The 21,060-nt window shown below is 71.4% G+C and carries 17 protein-coding genes; 7 read left to right on the top strand and 10 right to left on the bottom strand.

All coding sequences use genetic code 11. The annotated features are described in order from the left end of the window. Positions 1-45: 45 nt before the first annotated feature. Genes HD557_RS14875 through HD557_RS29025 form a run of 3 tightly spaced genes read left to right on the top strand, consistent with a single transcriptional unit; the run spans position 46 to position 5,305 of the window. On the top strand, positions 46-2,799 hold the full coding sequence (locus tag HD557_RS14875) for a bifunctional acetate--CoA ligase family protein/GNAT family N-acetyltransferase (protein ID WP_196874440.1): 2,754 nt from the start codon (positions 46-48) through the stop codon (positions 2,797-2,799). Then, the gene (locus tag HD557_RS14870; RefSeq protein ID WP_231380297.1) at positions 2,799-3,821 is read left to right on the top strand and encodes a zinc-dependent alcohol dehydrogenase family protein; all 1,023 of its coding nucleotides are present in this window, start codon (positions 2,799-2,801) and stop codon (positions 3,819-3,821) included. The genes HD557_RS14875 and HD557_RS14870 overlap by 1 nt, the downstream gene beginning before the upstream one ends. Continuing rightward, positions 3,818-5,305 (top strand): bifunctional aminoglycoside phosphotransferase/ATP-binding protein, encoded by a 1,488-nt coding sequence (locus tag HD557_RS29025; protein WP_196874439.1) that lies wholly within the window; start codon positions 3,818-3,820, stop codon positions 5,303-5,305. The genes HD557_RS14870 and HD557_RS29025 overlap by 4 nt, the downstream gene beginning before the upstream one ends. A 101-nt stretch (positions 5,306-5,406) precedes the next feature. Here HD557_RS29025 and HD557_RS14860 read toward each other — a convergent pair whose 3' ends face one another. Genes HD557_RS14860 through acsA form a run of 6 tightly spaced genes read right to left on the bottom strand, consistent with a single transcriptional unit; the run spans position 5,407 to position 10,688 of the window. Next, entirely contained in the window at positions 5,407-5,685 is a 279-nt protein-coding gene (locus HD557_RS14860; RefSeq protein WP_196874438.1) for an acyl carrier protein, read from the bottom strand. Next, positions 5,682-6,902: a dihydrolipoamide acetyltransferase family protein gene (locus tag HD557_RS14855; RefSeq protein WP_196874437.1), complete on the bottom strand. Its 1,221-nt coding sequence runs from the start codon at positions 6,900-6,902 to the stop codon at positions 5,682-5,684. The genes HD557_RS14860 and HD557_RS14855 overlap by 4 nt, the downstream gene beginning before the upstream one ends. Before the next feature lie 3 nt (positions 6,903-6,905). Continuing rightward, on the bottom strand, positions 6,906-7,895 hold the full coding sequence (locus HD557_RS14850; RefSeq protein WP_196874436.1) for an alpha-ketoacid dehydrogenase subunit beta: 990 nt from the start codon (positions 7,893-7,895) through the stop codon (positions 6,906-6,908). Beyond that, entirely contained in the window at positions 7,892-8,050 is a 159-nt protein-coding gene (locus HD557_RS14845; RefSeq protein WP_196874435.1) for a hypothetical protein, read from the bottom strand. Before HD557_RS14845 ends, HD557_RS14850 begins: the two co-directional genes overlap by 4 nt. Beyond that, the gene (pdhA, locus tag HD557_RS14840; RefSeq protein WP_196874434.1) at positions 8,014-8,943 is read right to left on the bottom strand and encodes a pyruvate dehydrogenase (acetyl-transferring) E1 component subunit alpha; all 930 of its coding nucleotides are present in this window, start codon (positions 8,941-8,943) and stop codon (positions 8,014-8,016) included. Before pdhA ends, HD557_RS14845 begins: the two co-directional genes overlap by 37 nt. Further along, the gene (gene acsA, locus HD557_RS14835; protein ID WP_196874433.1) at positions 8,940-10,688 is read right to left on the bottom strand and encodes an acetate--CoA ligase; all 1,749 of its coding nucleotides are present in this window, start codon (positions 10,686-10,688) and stop codon (positions 8,940-8,942) included. Before acsA ends, pdhA begins: the two co-directional genes overlap by 4 nt. A gap of 317 nt (positions 10,689-11,005) precedes the next feature. On the opposite strand from acsA, the gene HD557_RS14830 reads away from it, so the two are divergent. Both HD557_RS14830 and fdhF read left to right on the top strand, forming a co-directional pair. After that, positions 11,006-12,553 carry an NAD(P)H-dependent oxidoreductase subunit E gene (locus HD557_RS14830; protein WP_231381213.1) on the top strand — a complete coding sequence of 516 codons (1,548 nt, stop codon included), beginning with the start codon at positions 11,006-11,008 and terminating at the stop codon, positions 12,551-12,553. A 4-nt stretch (positions 12,554-12,557) separates the two neighbouring features. Then, entirely contained in the window at positions 12,558-15,263 is a 2,706-nt protein-coding gene (gene fdhF / locus HD557_RS14825; protein WP_196874431.1) for a formate dehydrogenase subunit alpha, read from the top strand. Here fdhF and HD557_RS14820 read toward each other — a convergent pair. From HD557_RS14820 to HD557_RS14810, 3 genes are all read right to left on the bottom strand, one after another. Further along, positions 15,249-16,004, bottom strand: coding sequence for an ATP-binding cassette domain-containing protein (locus HD557_RS14820; RefSeq protein ID WP_196874430.1), 756 nt, complete (start codon positions 16,002-16,004; stop codon positions 15,249-15,251). The genes fdhF and HD557_RS14820 overlap by 15 nt on opposite strands. Continuing rightward, on the bottom strand, positions 16,004-17,122 hold the full coding sequence (locus HD557_RS14815) for a DUF2157 domain-containing protein (RefSeq protein ID WP_196874429.1): 1,119 nt from the start codon (positions 17,120-17,122) through the stop codon (positions 16,004-16,006). The genes HD557_RS14820 and HD557_RS14815 overlap by 1 nt, the downstream gene beginning before the upstream one ends. 126 nt (positions 17,123-17,248) lie before the next feature. After that, positions 17,249-18,223: a 1-phosphofructokinase family hexose kinase gene (locus HD557_RS14810; protein ID WP_196874428.1), complete on the bottom strand. Its 975-nt coding sequence runs from the start codon at positions 18,221-18,223 to the stop codon at positions 17,249-17,251. Between the two features lie 176 nt (positions 18,224-18,399). Here HD557_RS14810 and HD557_RS14805 point away from each other — a divergent pair, with 176 nt between their 5' ends. Further along, positions 18,400-18,822, top strand: a complete 423-nt coding sequence (locus tag HD557_RS14805) for an Hsp20/alpha crystallin family protein (protein WP_196874427.1) — start codon at positions 18,400-18,402, stop codon at positions 18,820-18,822. A 3-nt stretch (positions 18,823-18,825) separates the two neighbouring features. Then, a complete protein-coding gene (locus tag HD557_RS14800) occupies positions 18,826-20,037 on the top strand; it encodes a universal stress protein (protein WP_196874426.1) in 1,212 nt (403 codons plus the stop codon). 39 nt (positions 20,038-20,076) lie between these two features. On the opposite strand, the gene HD557_RS14795 is transcribed toward HD557_RS14800, so the two are convergent. Continuing rightward, a complete protein-coding gene (locus HD557_RS14795) occupies positions 20,077-21,060 on the bottom strand; it encodes an Acg family FMN-binding oxidoreductase (RefSeq protein ID WP_196874425.1) in 984 nt (327 codons plus the stop codon).

Raw genomic sequence — 21,060 nt, 5'->3', positions numbered from 1 at the left:
GCAGAGAGATCGGCAGCAGAGGGATCGACAGCAGGAGGTAGCAGGGTGATCGGACGGTCGGAGGTGGGCACCGGGCCGGCGGGCGAGGACGTGCTCCTGCGCGACGGCACGATCGCCCGCGTACGTGACGCGGCGCCAGGGGACCGGGACCGGCTGGTCCACCTCCACGAGGAGCTCTCCGACCGGCATCGCTACGAGCGGTTCTTCCACGTCGGCGACCTCGACGCCGCGCGGTTCGTCGAGGGTCTGCTGCCACGGCTTGCCGACGGCGAGGCGGTCGCGAAGGTCGCGGTCGTCGACGGTCACATCGCCGGACTGGCGAGCTGCACGAGGGCGGCAGGAGATGGGGAGGCCGAGCTGGCGGTGGTCGTCGCCGACCGGTACGTCCATCGCGGCGTGGCCACCCTGCTCCTCGAGCATCTGGCGGTCGCGGCGTCCGAGGCGGGCGTGACCGATCTGGTGACGTACGTGATGGCCGACAACGCCGCCGCGTTCGACGTGCTTCACCATGCCGGGTTCGAGCTCACCTCGTCCCCGCACCGGGAGACCGTCGAGGTGCGCTTCCCGGTGCGGCTCACCGAGCGCGTGCTGGCGGCGATGGCCGCTCGTGAACAACGCGCGGACGCCGACTCGATCGGCACCCTGCTGCGGCCACGCTCGGTGGCCGTGATCGGTGCGAGCCGGCGCGAGTCCCACCCCGGCCACCAGGTCGTGCGCAACCTGCTGCGGGCCCGGTTCACCGGCACCGTCCATCCCGTCAACCCGCACTGCGACTACCTGCTGGGGATGCGTTGCCACTCCTCGATACTCGATGTCGCACCGGTGGATCTGGCGGTCCTCGCGGTGCCCGCCGCCGAGGTGCCGAAGGTCGTACGCGAGTGCGCCCAGGGCGGCGTGCGCGACGTGGTGATCCTCTCCAGCGGCTTCGCCGAGGCGGGCCCGGAGGGGCAGCGTCTGCAGGACGAGGTCCTGGCGATCGCCCGCGGATCGGGGATGCGTGTGGTGGGTCCCAACTGCCTCGGTGTCGCCAACACCGATCCCGACGTCCGGCTGGACGCCACCTTCTCGCCCATGAGCGCAGGACGCGGACGGGTGGCGATGATGACCCAGTCCGGCGCGGTGGGGATCGCGGCGCTGCAGCGGGCCGAAGAGCTCGGCGTGGGCCTGTCGGCGTTCATCTCCTCCGGCAACAAGGCCGACGTCAGCTGCAACGACCTCCTCATGTACGCAGCCGAGGACCACGCCACCGACGTGGTCGCGCTCTACCTGGAGTCGTTCGGCAACCCGCGCAAGTTCTCCCGTCTGGCCAGGCGGCTGGGCGCACACAAGCCGGTCGTCGCCCTGGTGGGCGGCAGCAGCCATGCGGGCCGGCAGGGAGCTCTCGGCCACACCGCTTCGGCGGTGACGTCCGCGGACGCGGTGGACGCGCTCTTCCGGCAGTGTGGGGTGATCGGCGTGCACGGCCTCGAGCAGCTGCTGCAGACCACCAGTGTGCTCGCGAACCAGCCCCTGCCCGGCGGTCGCCGGGTCGGGATCGTCAGCAACGCCGGTGGCCCGGGGATCCTGGCCGCCGACGCCTGCGCGAGCGAGGGGCTGCGGCTCACGACGCTGAGCGCCGAGACCATGGCCGCGATCCGGGAGATCGTGCCGGACGCCTCGTCCGTGCAGATGCCCGTCGACCTCGGCTCCGACGTCGGCTGGGAGGCCTACTCCGAGGTGGTCTCGACGATCGCCCGCAGCGGTGAGATCGACATGCTGATCGCGCTGCGCACCCCGCTGCCCGGCCTCTCCTACGCATCCTTCACCCGCGCGCTGCGCACCGCGTTGCGAGCCGGCTCGGACGAGGACGCACCCCCGGTGACGACCATCGCGGTGATGCTCGACCCGCACGGCCCGAGCCGCCCGATCAGCGCCGGTGACCATCGTGTGCCCGTGTTCTCGTTCCCCGAGGACGCCGCCCGTGCCCTCGGCCCGATCGCCCGCTACGCCGAGTGGCGCGCCGAGCCCCACACCCCGGTCTCCGAGGCGCCTGCCGGGAGCCGGGCGACTGCCCGTGAGGTGGTCGCCCGCACGCTGCGGGTGGCCCCCGAGGGGTGCCGGCTCCCCGAGCCGGACGCTCGGCAGCTGCTCGCTGCGTACGGGATCGGGGTGCTGCCGAGCGTCCTGGCCGACGGTGCGGAGGAGGCGGTCGACGCCGCAGAGTGGGTGGGGTATCCCGTGGTGGTCAAGGTCGCCGACCCGCTCGCGCATCGCACCGACGTCGGCGGCGTACGACTCGGTCTGAGGAGTCCCGACGAGGTGCGTCTCGCCGCGCACGAGCTCCTCGGCATCGCGGCCGAGCGTCCGGGCCTGCTCGTCCAGCGTCAGGTCCCCGCCGGCGTCGAGCTGATCGCCGGCGTCACCCAGGACAAGGTCTTCGGGCCCCTGGTGATGGTGGGGTACGGCGGTGTGTACACCGAGCTGATCGAGGACCGCAGCTTCCTCCTGACGCCGCTCTGCCGTGCCGACGCGGCCGCTGCGATCGCGGACTTGCGCACCGCGCCGCTGCTCACCGGCTACCGCGGCGCGCCGGCGGCCGACGCAGCCGCCGTCGAGCACCTCCTCGTGTGTCTCGGCCGTCTTGCCGACGATCTTCCGGAGGTCGCCGAGATCGACCTCAATCCCGTGATCGTGCACGAGCGCGGTGTCTCGGTCGTCGACGCGAAGGTTCGACTGCACCCGGCCGCGCAGGCACCCGACCCGGACCTGAGGCGACTGCGCCCTCCGATCGGGCCGGGCGGGTCGGACGTGGGCACCTGATGGCGACCATGCTCGGATGGAGAACGGCCGGCGAGGGCCGCCTGTCGGCCGGCCAGATCAAGGTGCCTGAACCGGCCCCAGGGGAGGTCCTCATCGCGGTGGAGGCGTGCGGAGTCTGCCGGACGGACCTGCACGTCGTCGACGGTGACCTTCCCCGCCACCGCAGCCCGGTGGTGCCGGGACACGAGATCGTGGGCCGGGTGCTGGCTCGCGGCGACCACGAGGTGGGTGCGCCCGAGGTCGGTGCCCGGGTCGGGGTGCCCTGGCTGCGCTCCACCTGCGGTCGGTGCCGATGGTGCCGGAGCGGCGCCGAGAACCTCTGCGAGCAGTCTCGCTACACCGGTTGGGACGCCGATGGGGGCTATGCCGAGTATGCCGTGGCGCCGATCGACTACACCTACGTGATCCCGGAGCCGCTGACTCCGGTCCAGGCGGCGCCGCTGCTGTGCGCGGGGATCATCGGCTATCGCGCCTTGTGCCGTTCGGCGCTCCCACCGGGAGGCCGGCTGGGCCTCTACGGGTTCGGGGCGAGCGCCCACCTGACCGCGCAGATCGCGATCCATCAGGGCGCCGAGGTGCATGTCGTCACCCGCGGCGAGGAGGCGCGCCGGCTCGCGCTCGAACTCGGCGCGGTCACCGCGGTCGGTCCTGGCGGTGTCGTGCCGCCGCTCGACTCGGCGATCGTGTTCGCGCCGGCCGGTGAGGTCGTTCGTGAGGCGCTCGCCGGTCTCGAAGCCGGTGGCACCTGTGCGGTAGCAGGTATCCACCTCTCCGACATCCCGCCGCTCGACTACCAGCACGATCTCTTTCGTGAGCGGACGCTCACCAGCGTCACCTCGAACACCCGGGCCGACGGGGCCGAGCTCTTCCGGCTCGCTGGTCGGCTGGGGCTCCACGCCGAGGTGACCCGCTACCCCATGGGCTATGCCGACCGGGCACTCGCAGACCTCGCCGAGGACCGGGTACGCGGCGTCGCGGTCCTCGAGATGAACGGTCTGACCAGAACCTCGGTGCCGTTGTGACCGAGACCGAGCCGATGCCGGTGGGGATCGACGGTGAGGCATACGGAGGGGTGCGTGAGACCCACTCGGGGCTCGTCGTGTTCGTCGGGCAGACCGCGTACAAGCTGAAGAAGCCCGTCGACCTGGTGTTCCTGGACTTTCGCGAGCAGGAGGTGCGGCGCCAGGTGTGTCGTCGGGAGCTGGAGCTCAACCGCCGGCTCGCATCGGACGTGTACGTGGGCCTGGTCGAGCTGCCGCTGGCCGACGGTTCGTCCGAGCCCGGGATCGTGATGCGGCGTATGCCCGACGACCGGCGTCTTGCCACGCTGGTGCGCCAGGGGGAGCCCGTCGCGGAGGAGGTGCGCAGGATCGCGCGGGTCGTCGCCGCCTTCCACGCTCGTGCCGAGCGAGGACCCGAGATCGCGGACGAGGGTGGCGTGTCGGCCCTCAGGTCGCGCTGGCGGCACAATCTGGACGAGGTGGCCCGGTTTCGAGGCAGGCTTCTCGACGACGGCCTCGTCGACGAGGTCGAGCGGCTCAGCAGCCGCTACATCGAGGGCCGCGAGCCATTGTTCGCCGAGCGGGTCGACACCGGGCGAGTCATCGACGGCCACGGAGATCTCCTCGCCGACGACATCTTCTGCCTGCCCGACGGTCCGCGCATCCTCGACTGCCTCGAGTTCGACGACCGTCTGCGCCGCCTCGACGGCCTCGATGACGTCGCCTGCCTGGCGATGGATCTCGAGCGGCTCGGAGGAGCCCACCTCGCGGCGGAGCTGATGGCCGCCTACCGTGAGTTCGGGGCGGACATCTACCCCGAGTCCCTCGCGGACCACTACATCGCGTACCGGGCGTTCATGCGGGCCAAGGTGACGGCGCTGCGCACCGAGCAGGCTCATTCCTGGCAGCGAGCCCGGGACTCCGCCGGCGAGGCCGTACGCCTCGCAGAGCTCGCCCGCGACCACCTGCGCCGTGGAGAGGTCAGACTCGTCGCCGTCGCAGGATCCCCGGGAACGGGGAAGTCGACCCTGGCCCGAGGGCTTGCCGCCCGACTGGGCATGGTCGTGCTCAGCAGCGACCAGCTGCGCAAGGAGATCGCCGGCATCGACCCGGAACACCATGCTGCGGCTGGGTGGCAAGAGGGCATCTACAGCCCCGCATGGACGGCCAAGACGTACTCCGAGCTGCTCCAGCGGGCGACGACACTGCTCGCCCACGGAGAGTCCGTCGTGCTCGACGCCTCCTGGACGGACCCGGCACACCGGGTCCTCGTCGAGGAGGCCGCGCGCACGACGTACAGCACCCTCAGCGTCCTGCACTGCGAGGTAGCCCCCGAGATGGCGGCCGCCCGGATCGCGGCTCGCGACGACATCTCGGATGCCGACGAGAAGATCGCAGCCAGCATGAGCCGCGCCGAGACGCCTTGGCGGGGAGCCTTGGCGGTGTCCACCGACGCCCCTGTCGCCGAGACCTTGGAGACCGTGATCGGCACGATGGGGCTCTGACAGGTCGGCGAGCGACGGCCCCTGGCCCAGGAGCTGTTCGGGCTGGTCGACTCCGGCCGGTCGACTCCGGCCGCGGACCGCCCCCATCACCCGGGGCGCGGCTATCCGTCTCCGTGGACGGTGCCGCGAGCCGTCAGGAACGAGATGGCGCGCGCCATCGTCGAGAGGTCCGGGTAGTCGGACTCGTCGATACGAATGCCCGTCGCGTCACTGAGCAGCTCGACGAAGGAGAGGAAGTCCAGCGAGTCGAGCTCGAGCTCGGCGCGGATGGGGTCGTCGTCGGCGAGCCCGTCGAGGTCGGCGTCGGGCACGATCCGCCGGATCACGGCGGCGATCGCGGCCCGGGCGGCAGCGGGAGACATGGTGGCGTCGTGGGTCATAGCTCCTCCGGGTGCTGGAGTCGTTGCTCGATGTCGGTGAGGAAGCGGGCGCCGGTGAAGCCGTCGGTGGCGCGGTGGTCGCCCGCGAGAGTGAGAGTGGTGACAGGACGTACGCCGATGAGGCCGTCCACCGCCCAGGGCCGTTCGACGACGCGGCCGAAGCCCACCAGCGCCACCTGCGGCGGGTAGATGACCCCGTGCACCGCCTCCACGCCCTGCTCGCCGAGGTTGGTGACCGTGATGGTCGAGTCGCTGAGCTCGCTGCCACGCAGGCGCCCTGCGCGGGCGCGCGTCACCAGGTCTCGCATCCCCGCCATCAGCTCCTCGACGGAGAGGTCGGCCGCGTCGTGCAGCGCGGGGGCTACCAGTCCACCGCCGCGAAGGGAGATCGCGATGCCCAGGTGCACCGCGCCGCCGGGGGTGAAGCCGCCGTCGACCCAGAAGCCGTTCAGCGCCGGCGTCGCCTGCGCGGCGAGCGCTGTCGCCTTCAGCATCAGTGCCGCCGGCACCAGCCGGTGGCTGACGTCGAGGGCACGGTTGCGCTCATGCAGCCATGCCATCGCCGGTGCCAGATCGACCGTCGTCGAGAGGTAGTAGTGGGGAACCTCGCGCTTCGAACGGCTCATCAGGTTGGCGATCACGGTGCGCATCGCCTCCGCCTTCGACGGCTGTTGCGCGGGGCCGGGTTCCTCGGAGGTCGGCTCCGGAGCCGGGCGCAGGACGGCTGCGGCGGCGCGTACGTCCTTCGCGCGGATCGGCGCGTCGTCCGTCGTCGTCACCGTTCCCAGGTCGACACCCAGCTCGGCTGCCAGGCGTCGTGCGAGCGGCGTGACGCGGACCGACCCGGGCCGCTCGGCAGCCACCCTGGCCTCCTCCGGGGCGCTCTCCGACGCGACAGGTGGGGAGGTGGGCGGCGGGGTAGGTGGTGCTTCGGCCGGGGCCGGCGGCTCGGCAGGTTCCTCAGCGGAAGACGCCGTGGCGACTCCGTTCCCGAGGACCGCGAGGACCTGTCCGACGGGGACGGTGGTCCCCGGTTCGACGAGCAGCTGCTGGACGACGCCTTCCACGAAGGACTCCACCTCGATGTTGGCCTTGGCGGTGTCCACCACGGCGACGATGTCGCCCTTGTGGACGGTGTCACCGGGTTTGACCAGCCACTCCTGGAGCGTGCCCTCGTCCATGTCGGCTCCCAGCGAGGGCATGGTGAAGTCGGCCATGGCTCACCTCATCAGCCTGCGAGCGGCGGCGACGATGCCCTCGGGCTGCGGGAGCGCGGCATCCTCGAGGTGCTTGGCGTACGGGAGAGGCACCTCGGTGGTGCAGACCCGCTGCACCGGAGCATCGAGGTCGTAGAAGGCCTGCTCCATGATCCGGGCACTGATCTCGGCGGAGATGCTGCCGCTGCGCCAGCCCTCGTCCACGACGACGGCTCGGTGCGTACGGCGCACCGAGTCGAGGATCGTCGCGTCATCGAGCGGGCGCAGGGTGCGTAGGTCGACGACCTCGGCGGAGATCCCGTCCCCGGCCAGGGTCTCGGCCGCCTCGAGCGTCTTCTGCAAGGTGCCGCCGTAGGTGATCAACGACAGGTCGGTGCCTGGTCGGCGGATGGCGGCGTGGTCGATGTCGACCGGGCCGGCATCGGCGGCGATCGTCCCCTTCAGCGTGTACAACGAGCCGTGTTCGAAGATGAGCACGGGGTCGGGGTCGGCGAGCGCGGGGGAGAGCATGCCGCGGGCATCCTCGAGCGTGGCCGGCGTGAGCACGCGGATGCCCGGGATATGGGCGTACCACCCTTCGAGGCTGTGCGAGTGCTGCGCGGCCAGCTGCCGTCCGGCGCCGGTGGTCATCCGGATCACCAGGGGTACGTTGTACTGCCCGCCGGACATGTAGAGAAGCGATGCCGCGGTGTTCATGATCTGGTCCAGCGCGAGCAGGCTGAAGTTGGCGGTCATGATCTCGACGACCGGCCGCATCCCCCCGATCGCCGCTCCGATCCCGGCGCCGACGAACGCCGACTCGGAGAGGGGGGTGTCCCGGATCCGCTCAGGACCGAACTCCTCCAGAAGACCGAGGCTCACCGCGAAGCAGCCGCCGTAGTCGCCGACGTCCTCACCCATCAGGAACACCCGGTCGTCCTCGCGGAGCGCCTCGCGCAGCGCCTCCCGGAGCATGTCGCGATAGGTGGTCTCCAGCGCGGTCGCCGTCGTCATGACGCCTCCTCGTCCGACCGGACGAATCGGGTCAGCTCCTCGACCGGCTCCAGCGGGCCCTCTTCGGCGGCGGCGACAGCCAGGTCGATCTCGGCGGAGATCTCGGCCTCCATCGCGGTCAGTGCCTCGTCGGTGAGCTGGCCGTCGGCTCGCATCGTCGTCTCGAGGGCGTCGATCGGTCCCGTCCCTTCCAGGTCGCGATCTCCGTCTTGTCGCGGTAGCGGTCCGGGTCGTACATGGAGTGCGCCCGGAAGCGGTAGGTCTCCAGCTCGAGGAAGTGCGGACCGCCGCCGGACCGGATGCCGTCGACCGCCCGTCGGGCCGCGCTCTCGACGCCGAGGACGTCCATGCCGTCGACCGGAGCCGCGACGAGGCCGTAGGACGAGGCACGAAGCGCGAGATCGGTCCGGCCGTGTTCCTTCGCGATCGCGGTGCCCATCGCGTAGCGGTTGTTCTCGCAGCAGAAGAGCACCGGCAGCTGCCACAGGCTGGCGAGGTTGAGTGCCTCGTGGAACTCGCCCTCCGCCGCGGCGCCCTCGCCGAAGAAGCACACTGTCACCCGGTCACGTCCCTGCAGCTTGTCGGCGAGGGCCAGGCCGACGGCCAACGGGATTCCGCCGCCGACGATCGCGTTCCCTCCGACGAACGAGGTCGGCCGGTGAAACAGGTGCATCGACCCGCCGCGGCCACGGCTGCAGCCGGTCTGCCTGCCGAAGAGCTCCGCCATCACTGCGTCCATCGGGACGCCGCGGGCGAGTGCGTGACCGTGCTCTCGGTACGTCGACACGATCGCGTCGTCCCCGGCCAGCGCCGAGACGACGCCGGTGGCGATCGCCTCCTCGCCGACGTAGAGGTGCAGGAAGCCGCGGATCTTCGCGGCGCTGTAGAGCTCGGCGCACCGCTCCTCGAAGCGGCGGATGACCAGCATCGTACGAAGCAGCTCGGCGCGGTGCTTGGCGGCTGCGCCGCCCTGAGTCTGCGGAGCTTGAGTCTGTGGAGCCTTGGTCTGCGGAGCCTTGGTCTGTGGAGACCGGCGACGGGTGGTCATGACGGCCGCTCCAGGGTGGACAGGTCGCCCTCGGGCAGGCCCAGCTCGCGCGCCTTCAGCAGCCGGCGCATCACTTTGCCGCTGCTGGTGTGCGGCAGGTGCGGGTCGAACGCGATCTCCTTCGGCGCGAGCCCGCCGAGCCGCCGCCGGCCGAAGGCGAGGAGCTCCAGCTCGAGGTCGTCGGACGGCTCGAACCCGGGCTTGAGCGTGACGAACGCCTTGACGACCTCACCCGCCACCGCGTCCGGCTTGCCGATGACGCCGGACTCGAGCACGGCGGGATGCTCCATCAGCGCGGTCTCGACCTCGAACGGCCCGATCAGGTGCCCGGCGGACTTGATCACGTCGTCGGCGCGGCCGACGAACCAGAAGTAGCCGTCGGCGTCGATGCGTGCCAGATCGCCGCTGAGGTACCAGCCGCCGGCGAAGCTCGACCGGTAACGCTCCGGGTCGTTCAGATAGCCCCGGAACATCGAGGGCCATCCCGGCCGCAGCGCGATCTCGCCGACCTCGTCGGTGCCTGCCTCGCGGGCGGATCCGTCGACGATCGCGGCTCGGCCGTCCTCGCCACGGGCCAGCACCGCGGCCCGGATGCCGGGCATCGGCCGGCCCATCGAGCCGGGGCGTACCTCTGTGCCTCGGTAGTTGCTGATCATGATCGCGCCGGTCTCGGTCTGCCACCAGTTGTCGTGCACGGTGAGGCCATAGGCCTCGCGGCCCCAGACCACCACCTCGGGATTGAGCGCCTCGCCGACGCTCGCGATGTGCCGCAGCGCGGAGAGGTCGTGCTGCCGGGGGAGGTCGGTGCCGTACTTGACGAGCATGCGCAGCGCGGTGGGTGCGGTGTACCAGACGTCGACCCGCTGCTGTTCGAGCAGCCGGTACCACGCCTCGGCATCGAACTCGCCGGCGTAGCTGATCAAGGTGGCGCCGTGGGTGAGCGGCGCGATGATGCCGTACGAGGTGCCGGTGACCCAACCCGGATCGGCCGTGCACCAGAACACGTCACCGTGGCGCAGGTCGAGCGCGAACGCGGAGGTGGCGTGGTGCGCCACGACGGCCTCGTGCACGTGCACGGCCCCCTTGGGCTTGCCCGTCGTTCCGCTGGTGAAGTGCAGGAGGGCCATGTCCTCGGGATCGGTCCGCGGGATCGCGTAGTCCGGCGAGGTTGCGGCCATCGCCGGATCGAGTGCGATGGTGCCCTCGCCGGCGTTGTCGCCGACGACCAGGACGTGCTCGAGCCCCGGCAGCTCGGCACGGATCGGCGCGACCTTGCGGCGGTAGAGGGACGGGGTGGTGACCAGGACGCGGGCATCGCCGAGCGAGAGCCGATCCCGGATCGGCTCGGGTCCGAACGAGGAGAACAGCGGCGAGAAGACGGCGGTGTGCTTGAGCGTGCCGATCGCGACGACGTACTGCTCGGGCTGCCGGCCGAGCAGGCTCATCACCCGATCGCCCTTCTTGACGCCGAGACCGGCCAGGACGTTGGCGAAGCGGCTCGTGCGCGCGGCGAGGTCGGCGTAGGTCAGATCCTCGACAGTGCCGTCCTCGGCCACGCACCTGATCGCGACGGTGTCGCCGCGGCCCTCGGCCACGTGCCGGTCGACGGCGACGTGGGCGATGTTGAACCCGCTGCCGCCGGGTAGGTTCGGGAGACCCGCTCGCACCGCCTCCCAGCTGAAGCCGCGGGATGCCTGCTCGTAGTCGCGGAAAGCCCGAGTCTCTCCCTCGATAACCGCCTGCATGCCCAGTCTCCTCACGACGCGTCTGTCTGTGACGAATCTCGTCCAGGCCGGGTGGGAGCGGCAGGGCCGAAAGTGGGACCGGGGAAGGGCTTTGGTCACGGGCACCGCGTGGCCGCTGAGAGTTGCCTCTGGTGAGCCATCGGTGAGCACGCCACTCAGCGTCAAGAGGCCCCCGCGGGTGGGGCACGAAGCCGCCGAAGGACGAAGGGCCCGGTACGCGCGGACTCCCTTCCCTCGCCGCGACGGCGTCGAGGACGGTTCGCTGGGGGGTGTCCGCCGACCACGAGAGAGGACCCCGAGATGCGTCTGTGGGTTCGATGAGTCCGGAGAGGTCACCCAGACCGGTCGAGGAGCTGTTGCTGCGCGGCGGTCGCCTTCCCGAGGCGGCGGCCTACGGCGCGGCGACGTACTTCGCCGACAGCCGGGCACCTCGTGGCGACCGGCACGTGCGGGTGTGCATCGGCACCGACTGCTTCGTCGCCTCCGCCGGACGCCACGTCGAGGAGGTCGAGGCGGCGTTGGGGGTGGGTGTCGGCGAGCGCTCGGCCGACGGCCGCGTCTCCTTGCAGACGGCGCACTGCCTCGGCTACTGCTACGGCGGCCCCGCCGCGCTCGACGGTGACCGTCCGTGTGCCGGCCCGGATCTGGCGGGGCAGCTCGCCGGACGGAAAGCCCCGCAGGACCCACCTCTTCCCGTGACGCCCGGACTCCGGTCGGTGCTGCTGGACGAGCGACGAGCGTCGTGGCAGGTGTGGCCGGTGATGGTGGGCGTGCCGGATGGAGCTCAGCGGGTTCGGGACGAGGTCGACCGGGCCGGGCTGCGTGGCCGCGGCGGTGCCGGGTTCCCGACGGCGCGCAAGTGGGAGTCGGTGACGGCCTCGAGCGACGGCGGCCCACGGTTCGTGGTGGCGAACGGCGACGAGGGGGACCCCGGTTCGTTCGCGGACCGGATGCTGATGGAGTCTCGCCCGGACCTGGTCCTGGAGGGGCTGGCGTTGGCCGGCCTGGCCTGCGGCGCATCAACGGGATACGTCTACGTACGCTCGGAGTACCCGCGTGCCCGCGCGGCGATGAGCCAGGCCGTCGCCGAGGCCCGGGCGGCCGGGCACCTGGGGGCCGACGTCCACGGAAGCGGGCTCGACTTCGACGTCGACGTCGTCTCCGGCCACGGGTCGTACGTCGCGGGTGAGGAGACGTCGCTGCTGCGCTCGCTCGCCGGGCTGAGGGGCACGGTCGCCGCGCGCCCGCCCTATCCGACCCAGCAGGGACTGCTCGGGCGTCCGACCGCGGTGAACAACGTCGAGACGCTGGCCACGGTGCCGGCCGTGGTGTCCAGCGGCGGCGCGGACTACGCCCGCCTGGGCAGAGGAGCCGAGACCGGCACCCTCCTGGTGAGCCTCAACGAGCGGTTCCTCCGACCGGGTGTGTTCGAGGTCGAGTTCGGCACTCCGCTGCGTGTCATCGTCGAGGGCCTCGGCGGTGGCCTCCGAGACGGGGCTGCGTTGCGGGCGGTGCAGGTGGGAGGTCCGTTGGGCGGCTTCTTGGGGCCGGACCAGCTCGACGTCCCGCTGTCGACCTCGGAGCTGGAGGCGGTGGGGGTGTCGCTGGGCCACGGCGGCATGGTCGCCGTCGACGACCGGACTTCACCCGCCTCCCTCCTGCAGCATCTGTGGCGGTTCGCCGCGAGCGAGAGCTGCGGGGAGTGCACTCCGTGCCGCGAGGGTACGCGTCGAGGGGCCGCCGACCCCCAGACGACAGCGCTCGACGACCCCCTGCTCGCCACGATGGAGCAGGCGAGCCTGTGTGCCTTCGGCCGCCGTGTCCCCGCTGCGATCCGCAGCCTGTCCGCGGTGCGGTGGGGGTGAGGTCATGGACCTGAGAGTCGACGGCCGCCTGGTGACGGTCCCGGACGGAGCCTCGGTGCTGGACGCGACGAGGGTCGCCGGAGCCGCCGTGCCCACGCTGTGTCACGACGACCGGCTCAGCCCTCAGGGTGCGTGCCGGCTGTGCATGGTGCGCGCCGACGAGACACCGGTCGCCGCGTGTCGTACGCCTGCGCACGAGGGGATGCAGATCCGCACCGGTGATCCCGATCTGGCCGACCAGGCTCGTCTGCTGCTCGAGCTCACCGTCGAGCGGCTACCCGGTCGAGCGCTGGACCGGACCTCCGAGCTCGCCGATCTGTGCGGGAGCCTCGGCGTCGGTGCTGACGCCCTCGGTCGTGACGGGCGTGGACTGGCCGCCGACGACTCCCATCCCTACCTGCTCCTGGACCGTGACCTGTGCATCGCGTGCGGCAGGTGCGTGCGGATGTGCGACGAGGTGCAGGGCGCCTTCGCGCTCACGCTGGTCGGTCGTGGTGCGGAGACGACCGTCACCGCCGGTGCCGGGGGACCGTGGGTCGAGTCGGCCTGCGTCAGCTGTGGGGGCTGCGCCGACACCTGCCCCACCGGGGCGATCTCACAACGGCCGACGACAGCCGAGGCGGTCCCGGACGCGAGGATCACCCGGACCACGTGCGGCTACTGCGGGGTCGGCTGCACCCTGGACGTACACACGGCAGCGGATCGGGTCACGTCGGTGACACCAGCGCTCGACGGCGCGGTCAACCGCGGCCATGCCTGTGTGAAGGGTCGCTTCGCCCATGCCTATGTCCGCTCCCCGGAGCGGCTGACCACACCGCTGCTGCGTCGGGACGGCCGGCTGGAACCGGCCTCGTGGCCGACCGCGCTCTCCTACGTCTCCTCGGAGCTGACCCGGATCCGTGGCAGCCATGGTCCGGACGCGATCGCCGCGATCTCCTCGGCCCGTGCCACCAACGAGGAGAACTACCTGATGCAGAAGCTGATGCGCACCGTCATCGGCACCAACAACGTCGACAACTGCTCGCGGATCTGCCACGCACCGTCGGCGGCAGGCCTCACCGCGGCCTTCGGCCTCTCCGGGGGCACCAACAGCGCCGAGGACATCGACGGCGCCGACATGATCCTGATCGCCGGCAGCAACACGACCGAGGCCCATCCGGTCATCGGCGCACGGATCAAGCAGGCAGCGCTGCGGGGCGCCGCACTCGTCGTCATCGATCCGCGCCGCACCGAGCTCGCCCGGCTGGCCGACGTGCACCTACGTGGCCGCCCCGGCTCCAACGTCGCTGTGTTCAACGGTCTCGCCCGGCTGCTCCTGGAGGGAGGCTGGGCGGATCTGGGCTTCCTGGCCGATCGTGCGAACGGCCTGGACGCTCTCCGCGAGCTGCTCTCGGCCTTCCCGCCCGAACGCGTGGAGCAGATCAGCGGCATCCCCGCCGAGCTGCTGCGGCGGGCAGCCGAGCTGTACGGGCGCGCGGAGCGACCGGCCATCGTCTACGGCCTCGGCGTGACGGAGCACGCTCACGGCACCGATGGCGTCCGGACGCTGGCCAACCTCGCGATCCTGCGCGGCGCCGTGGGAACCGACCGCGGTGGAGGCGTCAACCCGCTCCGAGGCCAGAACAACGTCCAAGGAGCGTCCGACATGGGTGCGTTGCCTGACCTCCTGCCCGGCTACCAGAAGGTCGCAGACCCAGATGTACGCCGCCGCTTCTCCGTGGCGTGGGGGACGGCTGTCCCGGAGAGCGCCGGCCTGCGGATCCCCGAGATGTTCAACGCCGCGGTGGCCGGTCGGGTGCGGGCGCTGTACGTGAAGGGAGAGGACGTCGCCCAGACCGACCCCGACTCCGGTCATGTCCGGGCTGCCCTGGAGGCGTGCGAGCTGCTCGTCTGCCAGGAGATCTTCCTCTCCGAGACCGCACGTCTCGCCGACGTCGTCCTCCCCGCCGCGACGTTCGTGGAGAAGGACGGCACGTTCGTCAACTTCGACCGGCGCTTCCAGCGAGTCCGGCCGGCACTGTCCCCGCCGGGGGAGGCGCGTACCGACTTCGACATCCTCCGCGCCGTCGCCTCGTCCCTGGGCAGCGACCTGGGCCCGGCGACCCCGGCGGCGGCACTCGACGAGTGCGCACGGGTCGCCCCCCTGTTCGCCGGCATCTCGCACCGCCGGCTCGATCGTGACGGCGGGCTGCACTGGCCGTGCCGTACCGATGACGACCCTGGCGAGGCACGTCTCTACCAGGACTCCTTCGCGACCCCGTCGGGACGGGCCGAGCTCTACGCACGCGAGTGGCTGCCTCCCGGTGAGGAGCCGGACAGCGGCTACCCGTACACCCTCATCACCGGACGCCGGCTCGTCCACTACAACGCCGGCACGATGACCCGGCGCACCCCGAACGTCGAGATCGCTCCGGCGGAGCACCTCGACATCCATCCCGAGGACGCCGCGCGTCTCGGTCTGGACGAGGGCTCCGGTGTCCGGGTCACCAGTCGGCGCGGATCGATCGTCGCCCGCGTCCGGCGCACGGACGACGTCTCGCCCGGTGAGGTCTTCATGAGCTTTCACTTTCCCGACGTGCCTGCAAACGTGCTGACCTCCGAGAACACCGACGAGGTCACCGACTGCCCCGAGTACAAGGTGACGGCGGTTCGACTGGAGCAGGCCGACCGGCCGAGGTCACCGCTGCCGAACGAGTCAGGCGACCGGTGAGGAGTCGACGACCTTGCCGGTGGTCATGAGCTGGACCACGCTGCGGATGTCGAGCTCGGCGGCCGGCCGCACGGCGACGAGGCGACCGAGGTAGAACACCGCGATCCGGTCGGCGACGCGGAAGACATCGTTCATGTTGTGGGAGATCACGATGACGCCGATTCCCCGACGGGCGAGCTGCTGGATCAGGTCGAGCACGACCTCGGTCTGAGCGGTGCCCAGGGCCGCGGTCGGCTCGTCCATGATCACGAGCTTGGCGTGCCAGAGCACGGACTTGGCGATGGCCACCGACTGGCGCTGACCGCCGGAGAGCGAGCCGACCGGTTGCCGCACCGAGCGGATCGTGGTCACGCCGAGTCCACGCAGGGTCTCCCTGGCCGCGCCTTCCATGTCCTCGTCGTCGAGCAGCCCGTGGTGGAGCCGCTCTCGCCCGAGGAACATGTTCTGCACGACGTCGAGGTTGTCGCAGAGAGCGAGGTCCTGGTAGACGGTGGCGATGCCGAGATCGGCAGCCTCACGTGGGGTTCGCAGCTCGACCTGCCTGCCTTCCCACAGGATGCGCCCGCTGCTGGGCCGGTGGATGCCGGCGACGCACTTGATCAGCACCGACTTGCCGGCACCGTTGTCACCGGCGAGCGCGGTCACCTGACCGGCGGGGATGTCGAGGGTCACGTCGGTGAGCGCGTGGACAGCCCCGAAGTTCTTGGACAGATGCTCCAGGCGGAGCAGCGGCTCGGCCATCAGATCGCCGCCATCGTCACGATCACGATCGCCACGATCGCTCCGGCGACTCCCGACGCCGCGATTGCGGCCGCGGGGGTGCCGACGGAGAAATCGTGACCGGGCGTTGCCGTCTCGGGGGCCGTGTGACGTCGCCGTGCGATGAACAGCCCGGCGCTGACGAGGAGCGCGCCCACCACGAGCATGACGGTCGGCGCCGCCAGATCGCCGGGGAACAGCTCGATGACGGACGACGGAAGCACGAGCAGGGTGCCGAGGGCGCCGACGGCGAGGAGCAGAAGGTCACGGAACAGGACCGAGGTCGCGATGACGGCGACCGACGTCGCGAGAGCCAGGACGATGCCGCCGGTGGCGGGGATCGTCGTCAGGGCTCCGGCGAACATCCCGGCGGCCGCGAACACCATGACGAAGCGCCTCGGTTCGAGGACCCCACCCCAGCCGAGCAGCGACCAGATCAGGGCGGCGCCCCAGGCGGCGAACCCGGGCAGGGCGTCCCCGACGTCGAGCTCGTTGGTGAGAGCCGCGGCGGTCAGGATGACGCCGATCATGGTGACGAGCTGCTGGGGGAGCGTACGGCCGACGAGCCAGAGGCCGGCGGCGTAGGCGGCGATGCCGGCGCTGACCAGCAGGAAGACGTGCTTGCCCGCGAGGTCCAGCGCATCCCCGCCGAGCAGGCCGAGGAACCCGGCGAGCGCACCGGTCGAGGCCAGCCACAGGATCGAGCGGAGTCGTTCGCCGACCTCACCGATACGCGCGGGGACGGCGAACCCGGCGGCGAGCAGCACCGCGGCGACACCTCCGACGATGACCAGCCGGGCGGCGGTGCCGACCTGGTCCCAGTACAGCGAAGCGATCAGGATCGAGGCGACCAGGATGATGACGCCGCCCAGGTAGCCGAGTGCCTCGGTGACGAGCGAGGAACGCTGGTGGGGGCCCTTCTGCGCAGCGGCAGCCCGCTGGACGATCACGTCGCGAGCCATGATCATGGCGGCCTGCTGGCGGGTGATCAGCCGATCAGCCACCCAGCCCTCGACGAGCGACTCGAGCGGCACGGGATCGTCGGCATTCGGCTTCGCGGGGCGGGAGACGGGCGTTCGGTGGGCTACGTGGGCAAACATGGTGTGCCCCTTTCTCTTCTTCTTCAGTCTTCGCCGCGCGCGCCCTGCCGCTCAGTGTCGAAGGTCCCCGCGGGCGGGGTAGGAAGGCATCACCAGGGGACTGCTCGGTGAGGCCGGATCATCGAGTCACCCGAGTCCCGCCGCCGAGAGCGGTCCGCCTCCGGAACGCTCCATGGGAAGGTCCGAGGTGAGCTCGGCGAGACGGTCGCGGGTGAACACCGAAGTGCCCGCCGTCGCGATCATCGCCGCGCTGCAGGCCAGGCCCAGCCGCGCCGCCCGGGGGAGGTCCCAGCCCTGGGTCAGCCCGGCGACGATCCCCGCGACGAGGGCATCACCGGCGCCGACGCCGCTGACCAGGTCGCCGGAGACGGCGGGGAGCAGCTGCGTACGCGTCGGGGTGATCAGGGCGATGCCCAGATGGCCACGGGAGAGCACGACGACGCCCGCGCGCGTGGACTCCAGCAGCTGACGCGCTCCCGCAAGCTGTTCGGCTGCCGTCGCCAGCTCATGACCCAGGTGTTCCTCCAGCTCGCGCACGCTCGGCTTGATCAGGTAGGCCCCGTGCGCCTGCGCGAGGGCGACACCGGAGGCATCGACGACGAGCCGGGCGCCGAGGGTATCGGTCAGGCACCGCACCCGAGGGACGATGTCGGCGGAGACGCCCGGCGGCAGGCTGCCGCTGAGCACGACGTACCCGGCGTGGCGCCCCGCACGCCTCACCGCCTCGAGACACCGGTCCAGATCGTCGCCGGACAGTGGCGTGCCGGGCAGCACGAAGCGGTACTCCAGTCCGGTGTCCCGCTCGGTCACATGATGGCTCAGTCGGGTCTCCCCGGGGACGTCGATCGCCTCGAACGGCAGCTGTTCGGTCTGGAGCAGCTCGGTGAGGGCGCGCCCGATGTGACCCGCCACGGGGAAGATCGCCAGCGTGGGAACGCCGAGCACGTGCAGCACCCGTGCCACGTTGATGCCACCGCCGCCGGGGTCGATCCGTGGGGCGCTGCACCGCATCTTGCTCCCCGGCACGAGCCGAGGCACGGAGAAGGAGTCGTCCAGCGCCGGGTTCAGGGTGATGGTCACGACGTCGGCTGAGGTGAGCATCAGCGGCCCTTCCTGCTGTCGTGTGGGTTCGTCCTCAGGCAACCATCGCCGGCCGGGCACGGCAGGTGGCAGAGGTCCCGGACCAGATGACCAAGGTCTCGTGAAGCCGCCGCCGAGCGACAACAAGACTGTGGACAAGGGGTGCGACGGGCACCCGACGAACCAGGGGAGGACAGATGAGCACGATCATCAAGCGCCCGACCAACCCGATCGCGGACCTGCTGGGCTGGTTGGAGACCGAGTCGACGGCGATGCGTTCGTTCGGAACGGCGCCCTACATCAGGGTGGAGGACTTCGTCGAGGACGGCAGCTACGTCGTCCGCGCCGAGATGCCGGGGGTCGACCCGGACAAGGACATCCAGATCGACGTGGCCGGCGACCTCATGACGATCCGGGGTGAGCGCCGCGAGGAGGAGCACGACCGCAACCGGCGCGAGCTGCACTACGGGTCCTTCGAGCGAACGCTTCCGCTGCCCAGCGGTGCCAAGGCCGAGGAGGTCCGTGCGACCTACACCAACGGCGTGCTCGAGGTCCGGGTGCCGTACGCGGTCGAGGAGCCGAAGACCACACGCGTCGCCATCGAGCACAACGGGAGCTGATCGGTGCGGTCCGACGGGTCATCACAGGCAGCGTCCGAGCTGGAGCGGCGCGCCGCCACCGTGTGGGCGGTGGACGTGTTCCTCGACCATGACGAGAGCACCGTGCACGCCGTGGCCAAGCTCTTCGCCGACGGCCGCCCGGCACTGGTCGGCACCGGCGCCGCAGGTCTGTGTCCCGGTCAGGACCGCACGGTCGGTGAACGGCTCGCGGCGAGCCGCGCTCTGGAGCGGCTCGCCGCCGGGTTGCTCACCGACGCACGTCGTGAGGTCGACGAGCCGGAACCGCCGGGTCGGGAGGGTTCCGCGCGTCGCGCACGCCCGCTGAGGTCCGCGCCGAGGATGCTCGTCGGCACCGACCGGCCGCTGCGCCGCACGCCGGCGATCGACTGGGCGGTGGCGCACACGGAGCCGGGCGGTCTCGGGGTCGAGCTGTGCCACGTCGTCGACGACGCCGGGCCGTCGTGGGAGCGTACGCTGCGTGGTTCCGTCTCGGAGGCCGAGGAGGAGATGGCCGAGCTGGTCGATGCGGTTCGCCAGGAGCACCCGAGCACGAGCCTGACGTCCTCGGTCCTGGTCGGTTCCGAGAGTGCCCTGCTGGCCCGTTCGCGAGACCGGGAGCTGGTGGTCATCGGGCGTGCGGATGTCGATGGGGGCGACGGCGCCTACGTCGGCGCGACGGCGATGACCATCGCGCAGAACGCGGAGGTGCCGATCGTGGTCGTGCCGTCAGGCTGGTCACCCCACCCGGACGCCGAGGGACCGGTGATGGTGGCGATCGACGCGCTGGAGCCGCACCTGGAGGCGGTCGAGTTCGCGCTGGCGTACGCGCACTGGCGCGGTCTCCCGCTCCTCGCCGTTGCGGCATGGGATACGCCGGCGACCTCCGGTACGCCGATGCTGCTCAACAGCGAGGAGGAGTGGATGGAGCGGATCGCCGACGGCTTGGACGCCGCGGTGGGCCCGCTGCGCGCGCTCTATCCGGACGTGGCGGTCAGCCAGCGTTCGCCGCACGGCCCGCCCGCGGAGGTGATCCTCGGCCTTGCCGAGAGGGCATCGTTGCTCGTGGTCGGCCGGCCGGGACACGGCCGGCACTGGCGGATGCCGCTGGGCTCGGTGAGCCGGCGCCTGCTTCACCGCGCGACGGTCCCGGTCGCGGTCGTCCCGACGGACTGGCACGCCCTGTCAAGCGCGATGCCCCGTCATCTGCCGAGCTGATCGCCCGGGCTGATCGCCCGGGCTGATCGCCCGGCTGGCTCAGGACGAGGCGGCGCTCTCGTGGTGCAGGATGTCGTCGACGGCGCGCCGCGGGGTCGGTGGCAGGAGAGCCTGGTGGCGCTGCGGCCAGCCGATCCGTACGAGCACCTGCGGGCAGGAGTTGTCACCGAGCAGGTCGTGCTGCAGCGTACGCCGGGTGGACCCGATCTCGATCGGCTGCGTGTACGGCACCAGGGCCAGGCCCGAGGTGGTGCACGAGAGCCAGATGGCGTCCAGCGCCTCACCGGCGCGAAGCCAGGAGAGCGGGTCGTCCGAGGCGGTCGCCAGGACGAGCCATTCCTCGGCGGACCCGCCGGTGTCGCCGTAGTCGTCGGCGAGCGTCCCGCCCGGGAACCGGGAGTAGGACGAGGGATCGCTGCCGGCAGCGAGCAGGCTGGACTCCGGGATGCCGTCCTCGGTTCCTCCGCGGGTCCAGGAGTAGAGCTCGGCGAGGTAGGCCTCGTCGGTCGACTGGTGGGCGCGAGCGGTCTCCAGTGCCGACAGCACGACCGGACGGAGGTGGTCGGGGACCGTGGTCGCCACGACGGCGTGGTCACGGACCAGCTCGGCGAGGTGGTCGAGGCGTTCGCGCGGGACCGGCCAGGACGAGACCAGGCGCCGGTCGGTGTGGCGCTGCTCGATGGCGGCGAGCCTGCCGAGGTCGGCCGTGTCGGGTTCACGCGGCGTGAACGTCACCACCGCGAGCAGATCGGTGCGGCCGCCTTCGGGAGTGCGGTGCACCGTGCACGCCCACCCGGTGCCGGCGGCGGCCACGACGAGCTCGTGGAGCGCGGCGCCGCAGCTCATCACCAGGTCACGCTCGTTGGGGTCCGCGTGGAGGAGCTTGCGGTGCGGGTCGGCCCGGAGCAGCAGCATCTGGTCGCGTACGGCCCACGCCCACGGCTGGGTGTTGTGGACCGACGGCGCGCGCGATGCCAGACCCAGGATCGCCCGCAGGGTCGGCTCGTCGGGAAGGGTCGACAT

The organism is Nocardioides luteus (genome assembly GCF_015752315.1).
Classification (GTDB): Bacteria; Actinomycetota; Actinomycetes; order Propionibacteriales; family Nocardioidaceae; genus Nocardioides.
Note: the sequence above shows the minus strand (reverse complement) of the source record. Positions and strands in the feature narration are given on the sequence as shown.

Coding starts and splice junctions, on each gene's coding strand:
- HD557_RS14795 (WP_196874425.1), bottom strand. CDS start 21,060: ATGTCGACCCTTCCCGACGAGCCGACCCTGCGGGCGATCCTGGGTCTG.
- HD557_RS14855 (WP_196874437.1), bottom strand. CDS start 6,902: ATGGCCGACTTCACCATGCCCTCGCTGGGAGCCGACATGGACGAGGGC.
- HD557_RS14870 (WP_231380297.1), top strand. CDS start 2,799: ATGGCGACCATGCTCGGATGGAGAACGGCCGGCGAGGGCCGCCTGTCG.
- HD557_RS14860 (WP_196874438.1), bottom strand. CDS start 5,685: ATGACCCACGACGCCACCATGTCTCCCGCTGCCGCCCGGGCCGCGATC.
- pdhA (WP_196874434.1), bottom strand. CDS start 8,943: ATGACCACCCGTCGCCGGTCTCCACAGACCAAGGCTCCGCAGACCAAG.
- HD557_RS14820 (WP_196874430.1), bottom strand. CDS start 16,004: ATGGCCGAGCCGCTGCTCCGCCTGGAGCATCTGTCCAAGAACTTCGGG.
- HD557_RS14845 (WP_196874435.1), bottom strand. CDS start 8,050: ATGCGAGCCGACGGCCAGCTCACCGACGAGGCACTGACCGCGATGGAG.
- HD557_RS14850 (WP_196874436.1), bottom strand. CDS start 7,895: ATGACGACGGCGACCGCGCTGGAGACCACCTATCGCGACATGCTCCGG.
- HD557_RS14830 (WP_231381213.1), top strand. CDS start 11,006: ATGAGTCCGGAGAGGTCACCCAGACCGGTCGAGGAGCTGTTGCTGCGC.
- HD557_RS14810 (WP_196874428.1), bottom strand. CDS start 18,223: ATGCTCACCTCAGCCGACGTCGTGACCATCACCCTGAACCCGGCGCTG.
- fdhF (WP_196874431.1), top strand. CDS start 12,558: ATGGACCTGAGAGTCGACGGCCGCCTGGTGACGGTCCCGGACGGAGCC.
- HD557_RS14805 (WP_196874427.1), top strand. CDS start 18,400: ATGAGCACGATCATCAAGCGCCCGACCAACCCGATCGCGGACCTGCTG.
- HD557_RS14815 (WP_196874429.1), bottom strand. CDS start 17,122: ATGTTTGCCCACGTAGCCCACCGAACGCCCGTCTCCCGCCCCGCGAAG.
- acsA (WP_196874433.1), bottom strand. CDS start 10,688: ATGCAGGCGGTTATCGAGGGAGAGACTCGGGCTTTCCGCGACTACGAG.